Raw genomic sequence first — 20,600 nt, 5'->3', positions numbered from 1 at the left:
CATAAAATTTTACAGAAAATCATTTTTTACAACACAACCTAAAACTAAAATTTGTAGGTTTACCCAATGATTTTTCAAAATAACATACACAATAGAAAACCCAGTTTGCGCTTGCGCAATCGCCGCCGCTAATTCTACATTTAGCAAGCATCTACTCTATTCTGTAATTTTATTTTATTTTTCTTGAATCATTTAATTCACATAGCATCTTTTCAAAATCTAGTTATTTTTTTAAATAACAGCATTCCTGTGCGCCGCTTTTTTCCTCGTCGCCCGTAAGGGTACATTTCATTTAGGAACTTAGGTGAGTCCAGTTCTTCATTTCCAACATACTTACTACTAGAATTTTAATCATTTTAAATTAGCTCAATGGATATTGTTATTGCTAACAATTCGCACCGTACATATGCAGATACTATTTGCGAAACGATCTTAGAAGCCGCTCAAGTTAGAGGCACAGGAATTGCCAAACGGCAACCTGCATACATTATTTCAAAAATGGAACAAGGCAACGCTGTCATCGCTTTAGACGGAGAAAAATTTGTCGGTTTTTGCTATATAGAAGCGTGGAGTCACGGAAAATTTGTCGCAAATTCTGGACTCATAGTTCATCCTGATTATAGAGGACAAGGAATTGCCAAAAAAATTAAGCAAAAAGTATTTGAACATTCCAGAGTCAAATTTCCAACGGCAAAAGTATTTAGTATTACTACCGGATTAGCCGTTATGAAACTCAATAGTGATTTAGGCTACAAACCTGTCACATTTTCAGAATTAACTGAAGATCAATCATTTTGGAATGGTTGTCAAACTTGTAAAAACTTTGATGTGTTAAAACGTACACAACAAAAAATGTGCTTGTGTACTGGAATGTTGTTCGATCCAAATTCAAAAGATTCAAAAAAAGAGGTAAAAATAAAAGAGAAGGTTTTTAACAGATTGAAAAGCATCAAACAAAACTTATTTCTAAAAAAAGATAAAAAATGAAGACTTCAAAAAAATTAGTGCTTGCGTATAGTGGCGGTTTAGATACTTCGTATTGCACGGTACATTTAACCAAAGACAAAAACTTTGATGTACACGCAGTCAGTGTAAACACTGGAGGTTTTACTCAAAAAGAAATCAAAACTATTGAAGCGAACGCTTATAAAATGGGCGTTTCAACCTCTAAAAATATTGATGCGATTTCCACTTTCTATCAAAAAGTAGTAAAGTATTTAATTTTTGGAAATGTTTTAAAAAATAACACCTATCCTTTATCGGTAAGTGCCGAACGTATTATTCAAGCCATTGAAATTATAGAATATGCAAAAAGTATTAATGCAAAATACATTGCACACGGAAGTACTGGCGCAGGAAACGATCAGGTGCGTTTTGATATGATTTTTCAAACGTTGGCACCAGAAATTGAAATTATTACACCAATAAGAGATCAAAAATTAACACGTCAAGAAGAAATCAATTACTTGAAAGAAAATGGAGTTGACGCATCTTGGGAAAAATCAAAATATTCCGTTAACAAAGGACTTTGGGGAACAAGTGTTGGCGGCGAAGAAACCTTAACTTCTGAAAAGTCTTTGCCAGAAGAAGCGTATCCTTCGCAATTGGAAAAACAAGGAGAAGAAAAAGTAAAACTTACCTTTTTACAAGGAGAATTGGTTGCTGTAAATAATCAAAAAAATGCGCCTGAAATCAACATCGAAACCTTGAATACAATTGCTTCAGGTTTTGCTATAGGAAGAGATATTCATGTTGGTGACACAATTGTTGGCATAAAAGGAAGAGTCGGATTTGAAGCTGCCGCAGCGATTATTAGCATAAAAGCGCATCATTTATTAGAAAAACATACGTTGACCAAATGGCAATTGCAACACAAGGATTATCTGGCTAATTTTTATGGAATGCATTTGCACGAAGGACACTATTTAGATCCTGTAATGCGAGATATGGAAGCTTTTTTACAAAGTAGTCAAGCAAAAGTTTCTGGCGATGTTTTTATAACACTCAAACCGTATCATTTTACATTAGACGGAATTGAATCAAAACACGATTTAATGAATGCCAAATTTGGAAGTTATGGCGAAGTAAATTCTGGCTGGACCGCCGATGAAGCAAAAGGATTTATCAAGATTATTGGGAATCAAAATAAAATTTATCAACAAGTAAACGCTGAATCATGATACAAGCAGGAATTATTGGCGGCGCAGGATATACGGCTGGAGAATTGATTAGATTATTGTTGCATCATTCAAAAGTCAACATCAACTTTGTGTTCAGTACTTCCAATGCTGGCAACAAAATTAGTAGTGTGCATCAAGATTTAGTTGGAGATACAGAAATGATTTTTTCCAATTCAATTGACACAACTATTGATGTGCTTTTTCTATGTTTAGGACATGGAAATTCGAAAGCATTCTTAGCAAAACATACATTTTCAGAAACTACTAAAATCATCGATCTCAGTAATGATTTTAGATTGCAAAAAGATGCAATTTTTAAAGACAAAATCTTTGTGTACGGATTGCCAGAATTGCAAAAAGAAGCGATTAAAAAAGCACACTATATTGCAAATCCAGGTTGTTTTGCTTCCGCAATTCAACTTGCACTATTGCCTTTAGCACATCATGAATTGTTGAAAAATGATGTTCATATAAATGCGGTTACTGGCGCAACTGGCGCAGGAACTTCGTTATCGAAAACGACACATTTTACGTGGAGAGACACTAATTTTTCGCATTACAAACCTTTTACACATCAACATTTAGGAGAAATTCATCAAACTGTACAACAATTGCAAACTGATTTTAATTCCGAAATCAACTTTATGCCAAATAGAGGGAATTTTAGTAGAGGAATTTTCGCAACAGCATACACAAAATTTGAAGGAAATTTGGAAGAAGCTAAAAAACTGTATTCAGATTTTTATAAAGATGCAAAATTCACTTTCGTGAGCGATGAAGAAATCCATTTAAAACAAGTAGTAAACACTAATAAATGCTTGCTTCATTTGCACAAACACGAAGACAAATTACTAATTACAAGTATTATTGATAACCTTTTAAAAGGTGCTTCTGGCCAGGCAGTTCAGAATATGAATTTGTTGTTTGGTTTTGACGAAACTGAAGGATTACAACTAAAAGCCAACTTTTTTTAACACCGAAAATCATGAGTTTATTTAATGTATATCCACTATTCAATATTACACCAGTTTCCGCAAAAGATGTGTATGTGTACGATGAAAATAATACTGAATATTTAGATCTTTATGGCGGTCACGCAGTGATTTCTATCGGACATTCGCATCCAACTTATGTGGCTGCAATTACCAATCAGGTTCAAAAAATAGGGTTTTATAGCAATGCTGTTCAGAATCCGTTGCAGATAAAATTAGCAGATAAATTAACTAGGTTGTCAGGTTGCCAAGACTATCAATTATTTTTGTGCAATTCTGGTGCAGAAGCTAATGAAAACGCCTTAAAATTAGCTTCATTTCACACCAATAAATCAAAGATACTTTCGTTTCATAATTCTTTTCATGGACGAACTTCTGCCGCAGTTGCCGCAACAGATAATCCAAAAATTGTTGCGCCAATTAATGCACAACAAAAAGTAGATTTTGTAGCATTGGGCGATTTAGAAGTAGTTGAAACTATTTTGAAAGAAGACAAAACCTGCGCCGTTATTATAGAATGTATTCAAGGTGTTGGCGGATTGGACGAAAGTACCACCGAATTTTACCAAGGATTATCAACATTATGCAAAACGTACAATACAGTATTAATTGCCGATGAAGTACAAGCAGGTTTTGGAAGAACCGGCGATTTCTTTTCGTTTCAAAAACATAAAATTACGCCCGATATAATTTCAATTGCAAAAGGAATGGGCAACGGATTTCCTATTGGCGGAATTTTGATTCACCCAACAATTAAAGCTTCTTTTGGTTTGCTCGGCACTACATTTGGCGGCAATCATTTGGCTTGTGTTGCTTCTTTAGCAGTTTTGGAAGTTTTGGTAGAAGAAAAACTCATGCAAAATTCGCGAATGATTTCTGAGTATTTCAAAGAGAAATCAATTGAAATTTTTCAAATAAAAAATATAAAAGGAAGAGGTTTAATGCTCGGATTGGAATTTGATTTTCCCATTGCTGAGTTGCGAAAAAAGCTCATTCACACACATCACATTTTTACAGGAAGTGCCAAAAATCCAAATGTATTACGAATTCTTCCACCTTTAACAGTTACCAAAAAACATATTGATCATTTTTTTGAAGCATTAAAAGAGGAATTAAAATAGCATAAAGTCTAATTAAAAATGTTTCCACTTTCGTGGGAAATGATTATGAAAAAATACACCAACATATATGATATTTCTAACATTCCTGAAATCATACAGGAAGCAATTCACTTAAAGAAAAATCCTTTTGCACATGAAAATTTAGGGAAACATAAAACCTTAGTCATGTTATTTTTCAATGCCAGTTTGCGCACACGATTGAGCACCGAAAAAGCTGCAAAAAACCTAGGAATGCAAGTCATGATTTTGAATGTGAATGATACTTGGAATCTAGAATTTGAAGATGGAACTGTGATGAATTTCAATACGACGGAACATGTGAAAGAAGCTGCACAAGTCATTTCGCAATACGCAGATATTATTGCAATTAGAGCTTTTCCAAGTTTGACAAATAAAGAAAAAGATGCTTCCGAGTGGATTTTGAATCGTTTTACAAAACACGCAACGGTTCCTATTATTAATATGGAAAGTGCTACAATGCATCCGTTGCAAGCATTGGCAGATGCGATCACTATTGAAGAATTAAAAACTATTAAAAAACCAAAAGTAGTGCTGACTTGGGCGCCACATCCGAAAGCATTGCCGCAAGCAGTTGCAAATTCGTTTGTAGAAATGATGGAGAATATAGACGTTGATTTTTGCATTACACATCCAAAAGGATACGAATTGAATCCTGAAATTACGTTGGAAACACAAATTAATTACAATCAAGCGGAAGCGTTGAAAGATGCCGATTTTGTGTATGCAAAAAACTGGAGTAGTTATTCCAATTATGGGGAAATTTTAAGCCAAGATGCAAATTGGATGCTTACGCAGGAAAAAATAAAAACTGCAAAATTTATGCATTGCTTGCCAGTGAGAAGAAATGTTGTTGTGGAAGATGCAGTGTTAGATTCCAATAATTCTATAGTTATTCAACAAGCAAATAATAGAACGTATGCAGCACAAATTGTGTTGAAGAAAATCTTAGAAAATTTATAGTTATGCAAACATTGAAAGTCATAAAAATAGGTGGGAATATTATTGATGATGAAGATGCATTGAATTCTTTTTTAGAAGATTTTGCGCAACTAAAATCTCCAAAAATATTGATTCATGGTGGCGGAAAATTAGCAACCAAATTAGCGCAAGAAATGAACGTTGAAGTTGTAATGAATGAAGGAAGACGAATTACGGATGCGAAAACTTTAGACATTATCACCATGGTGTATGCAGGAAAAGTGAATAAAACAATTGTTGCTAAATTACAAGCAAACAACTGTAATTCCGTTGGTTTTTCTGGAGCTGACGGAAATAGTATTGTTTCTGAAAAACGCCCGATTCAAGAAGTTGATTACGGTTTTGTTGGCGATGTAAAAAAAGTAAATACACCAATTATTCAAGTTTTACTAGATAACGGAATTACACCTGTTTTTTCGGCTATTACACATGATGAAAATGGGCAATTATTAAACACAAATGGAGATACGATTGCTTCTGAATTAGCAATTGCTTTCGCGAAAGCGTATCGCACCGAATTGTATTATTGTTTCGAAAAAAATGGTGTATTAAAAGATATTAATGACGATGATTCAGTAATTGAAAACATCAACACAGAAACCTATCAAACTTTATTAAAAGATGGCACTATTTCAGATGGAATGTTGCCCAAACTCAAAAATTGTTTTTACGCACTAGAACATCAAGTACAAAAAATTTGCATTGGAAAACCAGCAATGCTTTTCAATGAAAATATAACGCACACAACTATTCAAAAATGAACATTCAACAACTAACAAGTGATGCAATTGCTTTGCTGCAACATCTTATTGAAACGCCTTCTTTTTCTTCGGAAGAAGACGCTACTGCAAAATTGATAGAAAATTGGTTTCAGCAGTATGAAATTCCTTTTACACGAACTAAAAATAACGTTTGGGCAACCAATTTACATTTCGATGAAAGTAAGCCAACGTTGTTATTAAACTCGCATCACGATACCGTAAAACCAAATAATGGCTATACAAAAGATCCGTTTGAAGCGATTGTTGAAGACGGGAAATTGTACGGTTTGGGAAGCAATGACGCTGGCGGTTGTTTGGTTTCATTGATTGCTACATTTACACACTTTTATAATCAACAAAACTTAAAATATAATTTGCTTATCGTCGCTTCCGCAGAAGAAGAAAGCAGCGGAAAAGATGGACTGAATAGTATGCTTTCCATCATTCCAAAAATTGATGTCGCTATTGTCGGAGAGCCAACATTGATGCAATTGGCGGTTGCCGAAAAAGGATTGGTGGTTTTTGATGCTGTTGTGAAAGGAACGCCGAGCCACGCCGCACATCCAAATACGAATAATGCTATTTATAATACGATTGATGTGTTGAAATGGTTTCAAGATTATACGTTTGAAAAGACATCTTCCGCTTTGGGCGATGTGAAAATGACCGTTACACAAATTAATGCTGGAAAACAACATAATGCCGTTCCTGCGAATGTAGAATTGGTCGTAGATGTTCGTGTGAATGATGCATATTCGAACACTGATATTGTTGAAATTCTTCAGAAAGAATCGCCTTGCGACAGTATTATTCCGAGAAGCATTAAATTGAATTCATCTTCAATTCCTGTGGAACATGCTTTGGTACAAGCCGGAATTGCTTTGGGTAGAGAAACGTATGGTTCGCCAACTTTATCGGACCAGGCAGTATTGTCGTGTCCGTCTTTGAAATTAGGTCCTGGCGATAGTACGCGTTCGCACACAGCCGATGAGTTTATTTATGTTCGGGAAATTGAGGAAGGTATTGATTTGTATGTTAGGTTGTTGAGAGAAATATTGTGAGAAGTTGAGAGTAAAAAGTGAAAACTAAAAGTGAAAAGTTGAAAGTGAAAAGTCTAGTTTCTGAAAGCGAAGCGATTTTGATTTTGATTTTGATTTTAAATAAAAAATATTCCTGCCTTCACTTCGATAAACTCAGTGAGCGCGCAGGAATGAAAAAGAAGAAAAATTTATGAAACTCTGGGATAAAGGAATTAGTATTGATAAGAAAATAGAAGCATTTACGGTTGGAAACGATCGGGAAATTGATATTCATATTGCGAAATATGATATTCAAGCTTCAGTAGCGCATGCAAAAATGTTGGAAAAGATTCGTATTATTTCTTCGGAAGAACTCCAACAATTGTTAGAAGGTTTAGAGGAACTTCAATTGCAAGTAACCAACGGAACTTTTGTGATAGAATCGCAATTTGAAGATTCACATTCTAAAATTGAGTTTGAACTTACTAAAAAGTACGGCGATGTTGGAAAAAAGATTCATACAGCGCGCTCTCGAAATGATCAAGTTTTGGTAGCATTACAGTTATTTTATAAAGAAAATTTACAATTGATTATTGCTGATACAAAAACTTTTTTTGACACACTTTTAGCACTCGCAGAAACGCATAAAGAAGCGTTATTACCTGGTTATACACACTTGCAAGTCGCGATGCCTTCTTCTTTCGGATTGTGGTTTTCGGCGTATGCCGAATTGCTAATTGATGACGTATATGTATTGAATGCCGCATTGAAAACTGTAGATCAAAATCCGCTCGGTTCAGCCGCTGGATATGGAAGTTCATTTCCTATTGATAGAAATTTTACAACACAAGAATTAGGCTTTAGCACCCTAAAGTATAATGTAGTTGCTGCACAAATGAGTCGTGGAAAAAGTGAACGAACTATTTCCGCAGCTTTGGGAAGTTTGTGTAATACGTTGTCACGATTTGCCATGGATATTTGCTTGTATATGAGTCAGAATTTTGATTTTATTACTTTTCCCGATGAATTAACTACGGGAAGTAGCATTATGCCACATAAGAAGAATCCTGATGTTTTTGAATTGATTCGAGGTAAATGTAATAAGATTCAAGCTTTGCAAACTGAGATGATTTTGATTACAAATAATTTACCAAGTGGTTATCATCGTGATTTTCAATTGTTAAAAGAAAATATAATCGCGGCATTTGAAGACGTAAAAGATATTTTGGCAATATTTAATCATTCCATTCAGCAAGTTCGCGTGAAAGACATTGATCTAACAAATGAAAAATATCAATACCTTTTTACCGTGGATAGCATTAATAATTTAGTAGTAGATGGCGTTTCTTTTAGAGATGCGTATCAAAAAATTGGTGGTGAAATCCAAGATGGAACTTATAAACCAGATATGTCTAAAAAACATACGCATGTTGGTAGTATTCATAATTTGTGTTTGGATGCTATTAGAGCTAAGTTTCCAACGTAATTGTTATTGATTTGAATTTACGGCACTACCTCATAAACTTTGTAAGTTTTAAAACTCAGGATTGAACTTAATCTTGAGTTTTTTGTTTTATTAACTTTGAATGCTGTGATTAGTAAAAATTAGTTTCCGTATTTATTATATTAAATCATCTAATAAAATATTCCAAAAAATTAAAATTATTTTGGAAATAAAGAAGTAATTTTGCCTGATTTTTCAAGATTTAAATTTTAATACAAATGGATAACTTAATTACATTTTCAATTACCGTATTTACGGCGTTTTTTGCAATAACCAATCCAATATCAAATATGACCGTTTTTGTATCCTTAACACAAGGTGCTGATAAAAAAACAAAAGAAGACATCAACAAACGAGCTAACATAATAGCTTTTATCATTGTTGCCATTTTTGTACTTATAGGTAAATATATTTTCGAATTATTTAATATCAGTATTCCTGCATTTAAAATTACAGGAGGTATCTTAATCTTTTTCATCGGTTTTGATATGTTACAGTCAAAAACATCTAGTGTAAAAAGTATTGATAATGTAAATGTTGATGAAAATATTGCGGTATCACCATTGGCAATTCCAATTTTAGCAGGACCAGGAACTATTGTTACCGCAATGAATTTTGTGTCCAATGTTGAAACGATACATATAATTTTAGTAATTCTTATATTTGGATTTATGAGTTTATTGACTTATTTCACTTTTAGATTGAGTGATCTCATTGTAAGAATAGTTGGTAATAACGTAATTTCTGTAATAGGAAAAATAATGGGACTTATTATAGCTATTATTGGTACAGGTATGATTATTCAAGGAGTTAAAATTTCCTTTGGTTTGATTTAATGTCTATATAACTGTTACAAATGTGACACTAAAAAAACCGCTTTAAAACTATTTTTAAAGCGGTTTTTATGTCTTCATTGGTTATTGAAAAACACTTCTATTTATTTTTTCACGTAGACCGTTTTTCTATTGACAAATTCAAGAATACCATCTTTTGACAATTCACGTCCGTAACCTGATTTTTTTGTTCCGCCGAAAGGCAATCTCGGATCCGATTTTACCAATTCGTTAATAAAATAAGCGCCATCACTAACTTTATCAGCATACTCAATAGCCTTTTCTATATTTTTTGTGCAGACCGTAACACCAAGTCCGTATTTGGATTGTTCTGAAAGTGCAAAAGCGTGTTCAATATCTTTTGCTTTTATCATAGCCGCTACCGGACCAAAAGTTTCTTCATCAAAAGCTGGCATTCCAGGTGTTACATTCCCAAGAATTGTAGGTTCGTGGTAACAGTCTTTTTGATTTCCGCCAAGGAGTAATTCAGCACCTAATTTTATAGATTTTTTAACTTGTTTGTTGAGTTCATCTGCTAAATCTTTACGTGCCAATGGACCAACTTTTGTAGTTTCATCTAAAGGATCTCCTGATGTTAAATCACGTACCGCTTTGGTGAATTTTGTGACGAATTCATCATATATAGCTTCTAGTAAGATAAAACGTTTGGCTGCAATACAACTTTGCCCACAGTTTAGCATGCGCGCAGTGATAGCCGTTTTTACAGCACTGTCAATATCTGCATCTTCCCAAACAATAAAAGCATTATTTCCACCAAGTTCCAACAGTGTTTTTTTGATATGTTTCCCTGCAATTTCGGCAACAGCCGAACCTGCTCTTTCACTTCCTGTTAGCGTAACTGCTCGTACAGCATCATGCGAAATTATGTTCTCTGTTTGGTCGTGGTGAACAATTAGGTTTTGAAAAACATCTTTTGGTACACCAGCTTTTGTAAATACTTCTTCTATTAATTTGGCACTACCAAATACATTAGGTGCGTGTTTTAATAAACCTGTATTTCCCGCAATTAATGTTGGCGCTGCGTATCTAAATACTTGCCAAAAAGGAAAATTCCAGGGCATTATTGCTAAAACAGTTCCTATTGGATCGTGTTTTACAAAGCTAAGTGATGCATCTGTTTCGATGATTTCATCAGCTAAAAAAGATTTCGCGTTATCGGCATAATAATCACAAACCAAAGCACATTTATTCACTTCCCCGCGAGATTCTGAAATAGGTTTCCCCATTTCCAGTGTAATCATTTTGGCATATTCTTCTACATTATCACGCAATACTTGACCTGCTTTTTTTATAAGCTGACAACGTTCAGTAATGGAAACGTTTTTCCAAGATTTAAAAGCAATTTGGCTTCTGTTTAGCTTTTCATTTAATTCATCTTCAGACAGCGCAGTATACGACCCAACTTCCTCACCATTGTAAGGATTGATACTTTTGAATTCCATAGTTTATACAATTAAATACACCAAATTAATATTTGACAGGCTCGTTCCAGTAATCTACTAATACTTCCCAAGCTATTTCGCCTCCAGGCATTAAACGATCCCGAAGCTCTTTTTGTTTCTTTTTTGTCTTCTGTTCGGCCATACTCTTCACTAGCGAATCTACAACTGCATCTTGCCATCTGTAATCTGGGGTTTCTGCTGTAACTGGTTCCCACGCATTCTCAGAAATCACTGGCTGACTAATAGTGCTGTAGTTAATCAGGATATTTTCTTCAGCAAAATCATCAAAACTTCTTTCTATGGCTACATTGGGCCAAAGAACTTTCATGATTAACTTTTCTGGCTGATACACTGAGGTATATAACGTTCCAAACCCTTCTGTAAATTTTGTGTTATATAAAGGATAATGTAAGAAAGCTTTCGCTAATTCATTAGCACTGATATTTTTCGATTTTAAGTAATTTTTAATGAAGTTGTAACGCTTTATTGTTTGATTGAACTGCGCATTTTCAGGCCAATCTATTTCACCTTGATGATTTGTAGCGAACGCATCATTTGTAACTAATGGTTTTTTGTCAGGAGCTAACATTACTGTTTTGGAAGCTCCCTTTTTGTCAACCACAGTCACGTTATATGACATATGCGACGGAATTTTTTTTAATTCCTTTACTGCCTGAGCTGTGGTTTTGCAAAATTCTAACACATATCTTAGAATGAAAGGAATCCCGAATCCGTAACCAACTTCTTTTCTGCCACCAAAAGTTAGAGAAACACAAAGTCCTGAATCGTTCATACCATCTACAATTCCAATGAGACAATCGGAAGTTCCCATAACTTTCTGATCATTCCATTTACTGAGCAGTATTGTGCCTTCGAGTAAGTCTGGATGATAATCATAATTGCGAACTAGTTGAATTTCATCTGCTTTTATAATTGCTTGCGCACAAGCACTTATGTATGCTGGCGGCTGAAATCCTGTTAGAAAACGAGCTTTAACTGGATCAGCATTGGTTAGTGCACACAGATGCTCATACGTTGACCACATTTTAGGCATGTATTTTTTTAGCGCATCTTGTGAAGTCTTTAAATCTGGTGTATTTACCGTGTCTTTTGACAAAAACCACGTTTTGTATCCTGCCCAATAGGTATCAAATAATCCTTTCCATTTGGCTCCTGCTATTGTAGGTTCTGAAACCGTCTTAAAATTTAATTGCATTGTTTTTTTTAATTTTAAAGCTGTCTTAAAAGTTTTAAAAGCGTCATTCTGAACTTGATTCAGAATCTCATTACACTGATTTTCAATGATGATGAGAAACCGAATCAAGCCTGTCTTGAGCGACAGTCTAAAGGTTCGGTTTGACGAAATTTTGACTTTTTAGACAGCCTAATTTGAATACTATTTATGAGCAAATACTATTTATTTTATTGAGTTATACACTTAGTTCTTTATTGATAATCAAATGGTTAACTGCATATTCCATGCTTAAAAAGCTAAACTCTTATAAAGATTATCCTTTAAATGGCATTAAGCAAAATTAAGTGTCTGATAATTATAACTTTATACAATTACTTAAGTGTATAACTCAATTATTTTATTTTGTTAAGCTACCTGTAAGTCCAACTGGTACTCTTTTGTCTTCTACCATTTGAGATACGTATTTACTTCGGATAACTTTTATCCATTGCTTAGCGCGATCGTTTAGTTTGAAATCATCCGTCATCATACGACCTCTTGATACTAAAATTCCGATGTCTGCACCTTCATATAAGTAATCTCCTTTTTTAGAAATGTGTAAAAAGAACGCTTCTTGTTCCGTTTCCACAGCTCTTCTGTGCGTATCTAAACGGTCAAATTGAATGTGTCCGTTATCAAACATTTTGTAGATTCCTGATTTTGGAGCTTCAGAGATATATTCAACAGTATCTTCTGTGTGCTTTATGATTAGTTGACTCCAACTATCAATGTTTGCTTGTTTTGCCCAACGTCTGTTTATTGCGTTTACATTTAGTTTGTAGTCAACATCCATCCATTCCATAATGTGGAATATAGAAAGTGGTGCATCTGCCAAAGCGAAAACGGCGTGATTTGTAATTGAACTTGCGCCTGTAACTCGTGGATTTAATTCACCTAAATAGATTTCGCCATTGTCTTGATCTATCAGAAAATCTAATTCAAAATATCCTTTGTATCCTTCTTCTCTTAGTTGATTTCCAAATAATTGCGTGTACTTTGCTGCTTTCTTTCTTAATTGTGGACTAAATGCATCTGGATAGATTTCATTACCACACCAACCACCTTTGTATGGTGTCATTTCTTTAAAACCAACCAATTCTGTCATTAAAGGTGCCACAAGAGTTCCATGTCTTGTAACGCACGCTTCAATTGCAGAACCTTTACAGTTGATCCGTTTCATGATTTTTACTTCCTTCTCTTTTATAATCTCTTCTTCATGTTTTTTGAATTCTTCTTCATTCGTGATGAAAAACGTGGTGTGACCAGAATCTCCAAAAGGTGTTTGTATCACAAGATCTTTTCCTAATACTTTTGAAACTTCACATAAATGAGCATAGTCTTTTACACGAGAAAGCACATAAGGCACACATGGAACTCCTGCTCTTTCCGCAATACGATTGGTATTGACCTTGTTATCTAGAAAAGTTCTCATTTTTGCACTTGGGAACATTATTTCTAAGCCCAATTTTTTAGCAAGCTTTTCGGTTTCTTCATTGAACATTAGAAACATTGCTTTCCCTGCTTTTTTGCCAGTACTTCTTGTTTTTAAGTAATCCTGTACTTCTGGATGTTGTAATAAGTAGTTATTGATGTCTTCGATACACGTAAAATCGTCATGAGGAATTTCTTCTTTTGGAGAAAAAACATTTGGGTGTTGTCCGTCAAAACATTCGATGTTACAGATAAATTTGAATCCTTTAATCCATTCATCTGTTCCTAACATATTAAAATTAGTCGCACTGATAAAGTATAATGGAATTTCATTTTTGTAAAAGAAACGTCTTATATCTGGAACGCCGTCAAGTACCTCAACAGTTTTACTTTTTTTTGCTGTTGTTCTTTTTTTAGTTGGTACTGCCTTTTTAGCTGACGCAGCTTTTTTAGTTGGTGTTGTTTTTTTAGTAGCCATACTATTTATTTTGTTTTAATTAATGGTTAATTATTATTTTTGATATTCATTCCGCCAAAAGACGTTGCTGTTTTATGCCTGTTTAATACGCTTTCTTTGAAGATTCTCAATCCTAAATCGGCACGATATCCGTGAATTTCACTCACATCTAACGCAGTCATGAAATTGATGATTTCTTCACTTACTACTTGACCAGGAACTAGCACTGGAAATCCTGGAGGATATGGAATTACGAAAGTAGAAGCTACTAAAACTTTATCATTTTGCATCGCATCTAAACAATCGTTTAATGGAATGTACTCATAGTTTTCTTCTTTGTATGCCAAGAAATAAGCGGCACGCAAATCGCCTCCTGGAACTCCAGGAACCGCTTGAAATGAGTGATGAAAGTAGCTGAAATCTGGTAGTGGAGGCACTTCTTTTGTTAAGGAATGAATTCGGTTTTGCCTAATTTCCATTTCCTTAGCACTTAATGACTTAAACTCTTCATCCAGTTCATCTGCAATTTTTAATAGTGCGTTGGTTAAGTACGTAATACTTCCTTTGGTGGTTCCTATATTCGTTAAGAATAATACCGTATTTCTAGATGTTTTATTGATTTGGATATTGAATTTATCCATCAAGTATTTGTTCTTAAACGTATCACCATCAACACCAGTTTTACCAATATGTAAGGTTATTTTTGTTGGATCGAGTACAAACTCGTCTTGTTCCCAAGCATCATCCATAAGATTCCAACCTTCATGTTTGGTATAATATTCTTTCAGTCCAGTTTGTCGGTATTTGTTTGGAATAAAATCATGTACCGTTAATATATCAAAGTACTTACTCAATTGCGGATTGTTATTCACTTTTGCACGAAAAACCATTGCCATTTCAATACTTTTTTCTACCAACTCAAACCCTTCTAGTTGAACTTGACGCCTTCCAACATCTAATGAAGCTAACATTTGATAATTTGGCGATGTAGACGTATGTGTCATGTACGCTTCTAAAAATGTGGTTTCACTTTTTCTACGAAAATCCTGATCCCAAATATGGATCATAGAACCTTGTCTGAAACTACTCAGTGTTTTATGCGTACTTTGTGTGGCGTATACTCGTATACGTACTTTATCAGGATCTGGTAGTAAAGAAGTTTCATCCTCTTTTAACCCTTTTGTGTATTCAGCATATTTTTTTCTGTAGCCACTACTATTGTATTTTTCGTAGAGTTTTTTAGCAACATACATTCCCGTACGTTGTTTGTAATTATTTGCAAATCCTGCAAAGGCAAACCAAGCTTCATCCCATAAAAATATCATGTCTGGTTTTATAGCTAAGACTTCTTCCATAACGCGCTCCACATTATACACCATTCCGTCAAACGTACAGTTGGTAAGCAATAACATTTTCACTTTATCCAGTCTGCCTGCTTCTTTTAATTGTAATAATCTACCTTTAATTTGTCCTAAAGGCACAGCTCCATACATTGAATATTTTTCTATTGGATATGAATCTAAATATACTGGATAAGCGCCTACTAAAACCAATCCGTAATGGTGCGATTTATGACAATCTCTATCAATAAGCACTACGTTTCCGGGCTCAACAAGTGCCTGCATCACAATTTTGTTTGCTGTTGAAGTTCCATTGGTCACAAAATAAGTGTATTGCGAACCGTAGGCATCTCTCGCCATTTCTTGCGCCTTTTTAAGTGGCCCAGTTGGTTGTAATAAAGAATCTAAACCACCAGTTGTTGCAGATGTTTCTGCCAAAAACATGTTTCTACCATAGAAATCGCCAAAGTCGTTAATCCATCTCGATTTGAAAACCGAATTTCCTCTTGATATTGGCATCGCGTGAAAAACACCAGTTGGCTTTTTGCTGTATTCGACTAAAGCAGAAAAGAAAGGAGTTTCAAATCGTTCCTCAATACCTTGAAGAATTGTTAGATGGAGTTCTAGTATGTCTTCTGTTTGATAAAAGATACGCTTGAAACGCTTGATCGTACTGTCTTTTAAATGTCCAAGTGATGTGTCAGTTACATAATAGGCATCTAATTCTGGTCTGAATCGATCAATTAGTTCTCCTATTAATGGCCCAAGATCAGTTTCAGATTTTGAAGAAAAATTAAGGTTTGTAACAGGTTGAATGTATGGTTTTATGAGCGGTGAAATTTCTTTAGAACGATACGGCGGCGCATATCGTACTACAACTGCTTGGATATTGTGATTAAAGTGCAAGGCAATCAGCGCATCTTGAAAAGATCGTTGTACAACGACTCCATACGTAAATTTGTCATTCGCTGCCCGTAATGACATAAGGCTACGTTTTAAACTACTTTCTTCTTTTTCAGAAATGTCATCTATAAATAATACCTCAAAATGATTTTTCCGAACACTGTTCTGTTGTTCATGTTCTTCGACAGATTCAATACTATGCTCATCATAATCTATATAATCAGGATTGCTTCTGTAACTATCACCTACTAAATCTTTGGTAGTTTCAGCTATTAGATTTGATAACGAAGTATGTTCATGATTAGAAAGTGAATTTTCTAATTTTAGCATACGCCCAATTCCTGGCGAAGCAAAATAACATTCGACTCCTTTTAAGTCCTTGATCAAATTTTTTACTGATTCCTTGTGTGCTTTTTCATTTGCTGAACCTTTATTACAACGCGCTAACTCTGAACTTTCAATTTTCAATTTATTCCAGTAGTCTACTCGTAACTGACCAATGTTATAATAAGGTGAGCTTTTTAATTTGGTGTTTAATATTCCTTGGTTTTTTGTCATTGATGTTCTTATAGTTCATCTTATTAAATAAAATGAGGATGAAATTAATTTATTAAGTAATACCATTAGTTATTCTCTTTTACAGTAAGTTAAAACAATAAATGGTATAAATTTTAAACTAGCAGAAGTCAACAAAATTCATAAGCAAAGGTAAACGTGCCCGTTCCTTTTTGGAAAAGAAAAAAGAGAAGGAAACCTAGTATGAACTTGAACATTATTTTTTTGATATGGTTTTTAATTTTTAGAATGTAATGCTAGTTTATTTCCTTGAGAATCAATAAAGACAGCGAAGTATCCAGCTTCTTCAGATATTAATGTTTTTGGCATAATGATACGTCCTCCAGCTGGCTCTACTTTATCAAGAACTAAACTTAGATTCACACCACCATTCAAATAAATCAAGGAACCAGAATCACTAGGCACATACCCTGAACCAGCCACAACAGCACCGCCAATACCTGTGGTTGTAGGGAAATATGCCATTGCATTAGAAGCTGTAATATTCTGTTGCATGGTAATTCCAAAAATATATTGATAGAAGTTAACTGCTTCCTTAAAGTCTATTGCAGGTATTTCAAACCAACTTATATAATTTTTTATTTTTTCTGCTTTTTTGCCTGATCTTAGATCACCCATTTGTTTTTATTTTTTATTTAATTGTATCTCCTTTATAGTGAATTGGAGCAGTTTGCTTTTCTAACGTAGTTTCCTTAATTTTTAATTCGGCTAGTTTATCTAATCGTGTTGGCTTTATCAACGGCCCTAAAGAATCTAAGTAAGGTGTTGGTATATTGGGTTGATAAATTGCAAATTTACCGCTCTTAATATGGTCACGGAAACTTTTTAGCGGTTGTCCTAAGCGTAAAATACCTAGTTCGCGACTTCTTTTTACACGATCAATATTTAACTCTAATGGAATAATTTCTTCCGTTCCTTCAGATTGATGTAGTACACGACCATCTGGTCCACAAACAATAGAACGACCACAACCTCCTGTATCCAATCCATTGACATCAAAGAAATAACATTGATTTACAGAAGCCATTGCTCTAACGATCGATAATTCAATCTCGCGATCAATAGTTCCTGTCATCGTTGGATGCAAAATAACTTCTGCTCCCATAGTGGTTAAGGTACGAATCGTTTCTGGAAACCACATATCATAACAAATAGAAATACCAAATCTTCCTACTTTTGGCACATCAAATACACAATATTCATTCCCAGGTGTTATTCCTGTTTCGTACGGATAGAATGGGAACATTTTGCGATATCTTTTTATAATCTTCCCTTTTGGATTGATAACTGTTGCGGTATTATAAATTTTACCTTCACTTTTCTCAAATATAGAACCAGGTAGTAACCATATTCCATATTCTTTCGCTTTTGCTCGCATTTCTGCTTCAAAGTTATTAGGTATTGCTTGTGCTGCATGTGTTAGCGGTCCGAAAGCACATAATTCACTAAACACAATCATTTGTGTCCACGGATAAAGATTCATGGTAATATCAATTTTCAACTTCATCATTTCTACGTTAGAAACGACAGCTGATACTTTCATTTGTATTCCTGCTATTGCGAATGGTTTCATATATTGTGTATTGCTTTCTTAATTTCGGTTTCCAAAATGAATAACCCTTTTTCTAATTGTTCGTCTGTAATTACTAAAGGTGATAAAATTCGTAGTACATTTTTATAAGTTCCTGCACTTATTACTACTAAACCATTATCGGCACAACCTCTTACTATTTGAGGGCATATTTCGGAATTGGGCTGTGTTGGATCTCCGTTATTAACAAACTCAATGGCTATCATTGCTCCAACACCTCTTACATCACCGATTATCGAATGTTGTTTCATTAATTTTTGCAATCTAGCCATAATGACTTGACCAACTTTGACTGCTTTTTCATTCAAATCAATTTCTTTCATGTATTTAATGGTAGCAGATGCAGCAACACAGCATATAGGACTTCCAATGTAAGTTCCACCAATGGAACCAATAGCTGCAGCATCCATTATTTCTGCTTTCCCAATGACTGCGCCAATAGGTAATCCAGAACCCATAGATTTGGCGTACGTACTAATATCGGGTTGTACACCGTAATGCTGCCAACTTGCCCAATGTCCTGTACGACAGAATCCACTTTGCACTTCATCCATTATTAAGACAATACCATGCAAGTCGCAAAAATCTCGCAATCCTTCTAGGTACTTTTTAGGAATGGCATTAAATCCGCCTTCACCTTGAATAGGTTCTAAAATTACGGCAGCTACGCTTTTTACATCTACAAGATTCAGCGCACTTTCATGAAGTCGTTTGAGTTCGTCTTCCACAAATTCATCCATAGTTCGTTTTCCGTGATATCTATAAAAATTCGGAAAAGGAAGACGATATACTTCAGGCGCAAATGGTCCACAATCATACTTATAGCTAATTTTGCTAGTTAACGTCATAGCCATTAAGGAACGACCATGATACGCTCCTGTAAAGCAAAGTATTGCGGGTCTTTTTGTTGCTTGACGCGCTATTTTTATAGCATTTTCTACAGCTTCAGCACCCGTACTAACCAACATGACTTTTGTTTTTTCACCATGAGGTAAAATTTCTGCAAGTTCTTCACATAAAGCTATGTAAGGTTCATACGTAACTACGTTAAAACTGGTATGTAGATATTTCCCTGCTTGCTCACGTATGGCAGCTACAACTGACTCTGGACAGTGACCTGCATTCACTACTCCAATACCTCCTGCAAAATCGATAAGTTCGCGTCCGTCAGCATCTATAATGATAGCTCCTTTTGCCTCTTTTACAGTCGCTGTATTAAAAACACCAACGCCATTTGCCACAGCGTTTTTTCTTCTTTCGAAGAGTTCTTGAGATTTAGTTATTTCTTTAATCATTTTAAAAATTCCATTTTGATATTGTTAAAGTCTAAATAGTCCATTTTCATAGATTATAACGACAACTACTAAGACACAAAAATTATTATGAGGTCACTTATTATTATTTTGAATTAATAAAAAATATAAATACTAGCGATGATTCAGAATTTGAACAAAAAAAATTCATTAAAAAACATGTAGTTTAGAACTGTTAAATGAAGTAATTTTTAAGGGTTTGCAGTTTTACTACATACAACATACAAATGACGAAGCCGCTACTAAATATTGATATGCAGTCATTTAAGAAATTGCAGCTATAGAATCTTCTGAAAGTAAATCAGTTTTATTATTATTTTAGCTATATAGAGAATTTATAGAAAGCAAAATTATTTACTTATTATTCATGTAAATATATGTATAATCTATCTGTTGTGCAATATGATTTAAAATAAAAAAGCTGTTCATCTTATTGATAATTAGTAAAGTATTTTAGCTATAAAACATCATGTAGGAACTGATTAGTCGCTTATTTACATAACAGGATTTACGTTAAGTTAAATTAACGGAGAATGTATCCTATATAAAAAACCGCTTTAAAATAGTTTTAAAGCGGTTTGATATAAAAATTTAATTGAAAAAATGTTAGCAAAGATAGTAACCACTCCATGGTACATAACAACAAACTTTTTTCCCATCAACGAATATAAATGAACCATCTCCGCCACATCTACGGATTAAATGCCAACCTCCAGCAATATTTTTTTGCTCATTTTTAGATAATTCTTGAACGCCTTTCAAATTTAAAAGTGATTTTTTCATGATTTTAGTTTTTATGGTTAAATTATCAAGGAATATACTGATTATTTTACATTAATTAATGAATTTGATTATTTTTTGTAAAACATTCGTCACAATTCGT

At 34.2% G+C, this 20,600-nt stretch carries 17 protein-coding genes; 9 read left to right on the top strand and 8 right to left on the bottom strand.

Features of this window, described 5'->3' with window-relative positions:
- The first annotated feature begins 369 nt into the window (after nucleotides 1-369).
- From IMCC3317_RS18665 to IMCC3317_RS18625, 9 genes are all read left to right on the top strand, one after another.
- Nucleotides 370-987, top strand: coding sequence for a GNAT family N-acetyltransferase (locus IMCC3317_RS18665; RefSeq protein WP_160130998.1), 618 nt, complete (start codon nucleotides 370-372; stop codon nucleotides 985-987).
- Nucleotides 984-2,180: an argininosuccinate synthase gene (locus IMCC3317_RS18660; protein WP_160130997.1), complete on the top strand. Its 1,197-nt coding sequence runs from the start codon at nucleotides 984-986 to the stop codon at nucleotides 2,178-2,180. The genes IMCC3317_RS18665 and IMCC3317_RS18660 overlap by 4 nt, the downstream gene beginning before the upstream one ends.
- Nucleotides 2,177-3,154 carry an N-acetyl-gamma-glutamyl-phosphate reductase gene (gene argC, locus IMCC3317_RS18655; protein WP_160130996.1) on the top strand — a complete coding sequence of 326 codons (978 nt, stop codon included), beginning with the start codon at nucleotides 2,177-2,179 and terminating at the stop codon, nucleotides 3,152-3,154. The genes IMCC3317_RS18660 and argC overlap by 4 nt, the downstream gene beginning before the upstream one ends.
- 11 nt (nucleotides 3,155-3,165) lie before the next feature.
- Entirely contained in the window at nucleotides 3,166-4,293 is a 1,128-nt protein-coding gene (locus IMCC3317_RS18650) for an aspartate aminotransferase family protein (RefSeq protein ID WP_160130995.1), read from the top strand.
- Nucleotides 4,294-4,338: 45 nt separating this feature from the next.
- Entirely contained in the window at nucleotides 4,339-5,274 is a 936-nt protein-coding gene (locus IMCC3317_RS18645) for an N-acetylornithine carbamoyltransferase (RefSeq protein ID WP_160130994.1), read from the top strand.
- 2 nt (nucleotides 5,275-5,276) lie between these two features.
- A complete protein-coding gene (argB, locus tag IMCC3317_RS18640; RefSeq protein WP_174805960.1) occupies nucleotides 5,277-6,053 on the top strand; it encodes an acetylglutamate kinase in 777 nt (258 codons plus the stop codon).
- On the top strand, nucleotides 6,050-7,114 hold the full coding sequence (locus IMCC3317_RS18635; RefSeq protein ID WP_160130993.1) for a M20 family metallo-hydrolase: 1,065 nt from the start codon (nucleotides 6,050-6,052) through the stop codon (nucleotides 7,112-7,114). The genes argB and IMCC3317_RS18635 overlap by 4 nt, the downstream gene beginning before the upstream one ends.
- Nucleotides 7,115-7,283: 169 nt before the next feature.
- Nucleotides 7,284-8,558 (top strand): argininosuccinate lyase, encoded by a 1,275-nt coding sequence (gene argH, locus IMCC3317_RS18630; RefSeq protein ID WP_160130992.1) that lies wholly within the window; start codon nucleotides 7,284-7,286, stop codon nucleotides 8,556-8,558.
- A gap of 236 nt (nucleotides 8,559-8,794) precedes the next feature.
- Entirely contained in the window at nucleotides 8,795-9,412 is a 618-nt protein-coding gene (locus IMCC3317_RS18625) for a MarC family protein (protein ID WP_160130991.1), read from the top strand.
- Between the two features lie 101 nt (nucleotides 9,413-9,513).
- Here the strand turns inward: IMCC3317_RS18625 and IMCC3317_RS18620 are convergent, their stop codons facing one another.
- From IMCC3317_RS18620 to IMCC3317_RS18585, 8 genes are all read right to left on the bottom strand, one after another.
- Entirely contained in the window at nucleotides 9,514-10,872 is a 1,359-nt protein-coding gene (locus tag IMCC3317_RS18620) for an NAD-dependent succinate-semialdehyde dehydrogenase (RefSeq protein ID WP_160130990.1), read from the bottom strand.
- A 25-nt stretch (nucleotides 10,873-10,897) separates the two neighbouring features.
- On the bottom strand, nucleotides 10,898-12,088 hold the full coding sequence (locus tag IMCC3317_RS18615) for a C45 family autoproteolytic acyltransferase/hydolase (protein ID WP_160130989.1): 1,191 nt from the start codon (nucleotides 12,086-12,088) through the stop codon (nucleotides 10,898-10,900).
- A 376-nt stretch (nucleotides 12,089-12,464) separates the two neighbouring features.
- Complete coding sequence (locus IMCC3317_RS18610) at nucleotides 12,465-14,015, bottom strand: biotin carboxylase (protein WP_160130988.1); 1,551 nt, start codon at nucleotides 14,013-14,015, stop codon at nucleotides 12,465-12,467.
- Between the two features lie 26 nt (nucleotides 14,016-14,041).
- A complete protein-coding gene (locus tag IMCC3317_RS18605) occupies nucleotides 14,042-16,795 on the bottom strand; it encodes an aminotransferase class I/II-fold pyridoxal phosphate-dependent enzyme (RefSeq protein ID WP_160130987.1) in 2,754 nt (917 codons plus the stop codon).
- 234 nt (nucleotides 16,796-17,029) lie between these two features.
- Complete coding sequence (locus tag IMCC3317_RS18600; RefSeq protein WP_160130986.1) at nucleotides 17,030-17,431, bottom strand: VOC family protein; 402 nt, start codon at nucleotides 17,429-17,431, stop codon at nucleotides 17,030-17,032.
- A 13-nt stretch (nucleotides 17,432-17,444) separates the two neighbouring features.
- Nucleotides 17,445-18,386 carry a carbon-nitrogen hydrolase family protein gene (locus tag IMCC3317_RS18595; RefSeq protein ID WP_160130985.1) on the bottom strand — a complete coding sequence of 314 codons (942 nt, stop codon included), beginning with the start codon at nucleotides 18,384-18,386 and terminating at the stop codon, nucleotides 17,445-17,447.
- Nucleotides 18,383-19,699: an aspartate aminotransferase family protein gene (locus tag IMCC3317_RS18590; protein WP_160130984.1), complete on the bottom strand. Its 1,317-nt coding sequence runs from the start codon at nucleotides 19,697-19,699 to the stop codon at nucleotides 18,383-18,385. The genes IMCC3317_RS18595 and IMCC3317_RS18590 overlap by 4 nt, the downstream gene beginning before the upstream one ends.
- 624 nt (nucleotides 19,700-20,323) lie before the next feature.
- On the bottom strand, nucleotides 20,324-20,500 hold the full coding sequence (locus IMCC3317_RS18585; protein ID WP_160130983.1) for a hypothetical protein: 177 nt from the start codon (nucleotides 20,498-20,500) through the stop codon (nucleotides 20,324-20,326).
- Nucleotides 20,501-20,600 lie beyond the last annotated feature (100 nt).

Source organism: Kordia antarctica (assembly GCF_009901525.1).
Taxonomy (GTDB): Bacteria; Bacteroidota; Bacteroidia; order Flavobacteriales; family Flavobacteriaceae; genus Kordia; species Kordia antarctica.
Note: the sequence above shows the minus strand (reverse complement) of the source record. Positions and strands in the feature narration are given on the sequence as shown.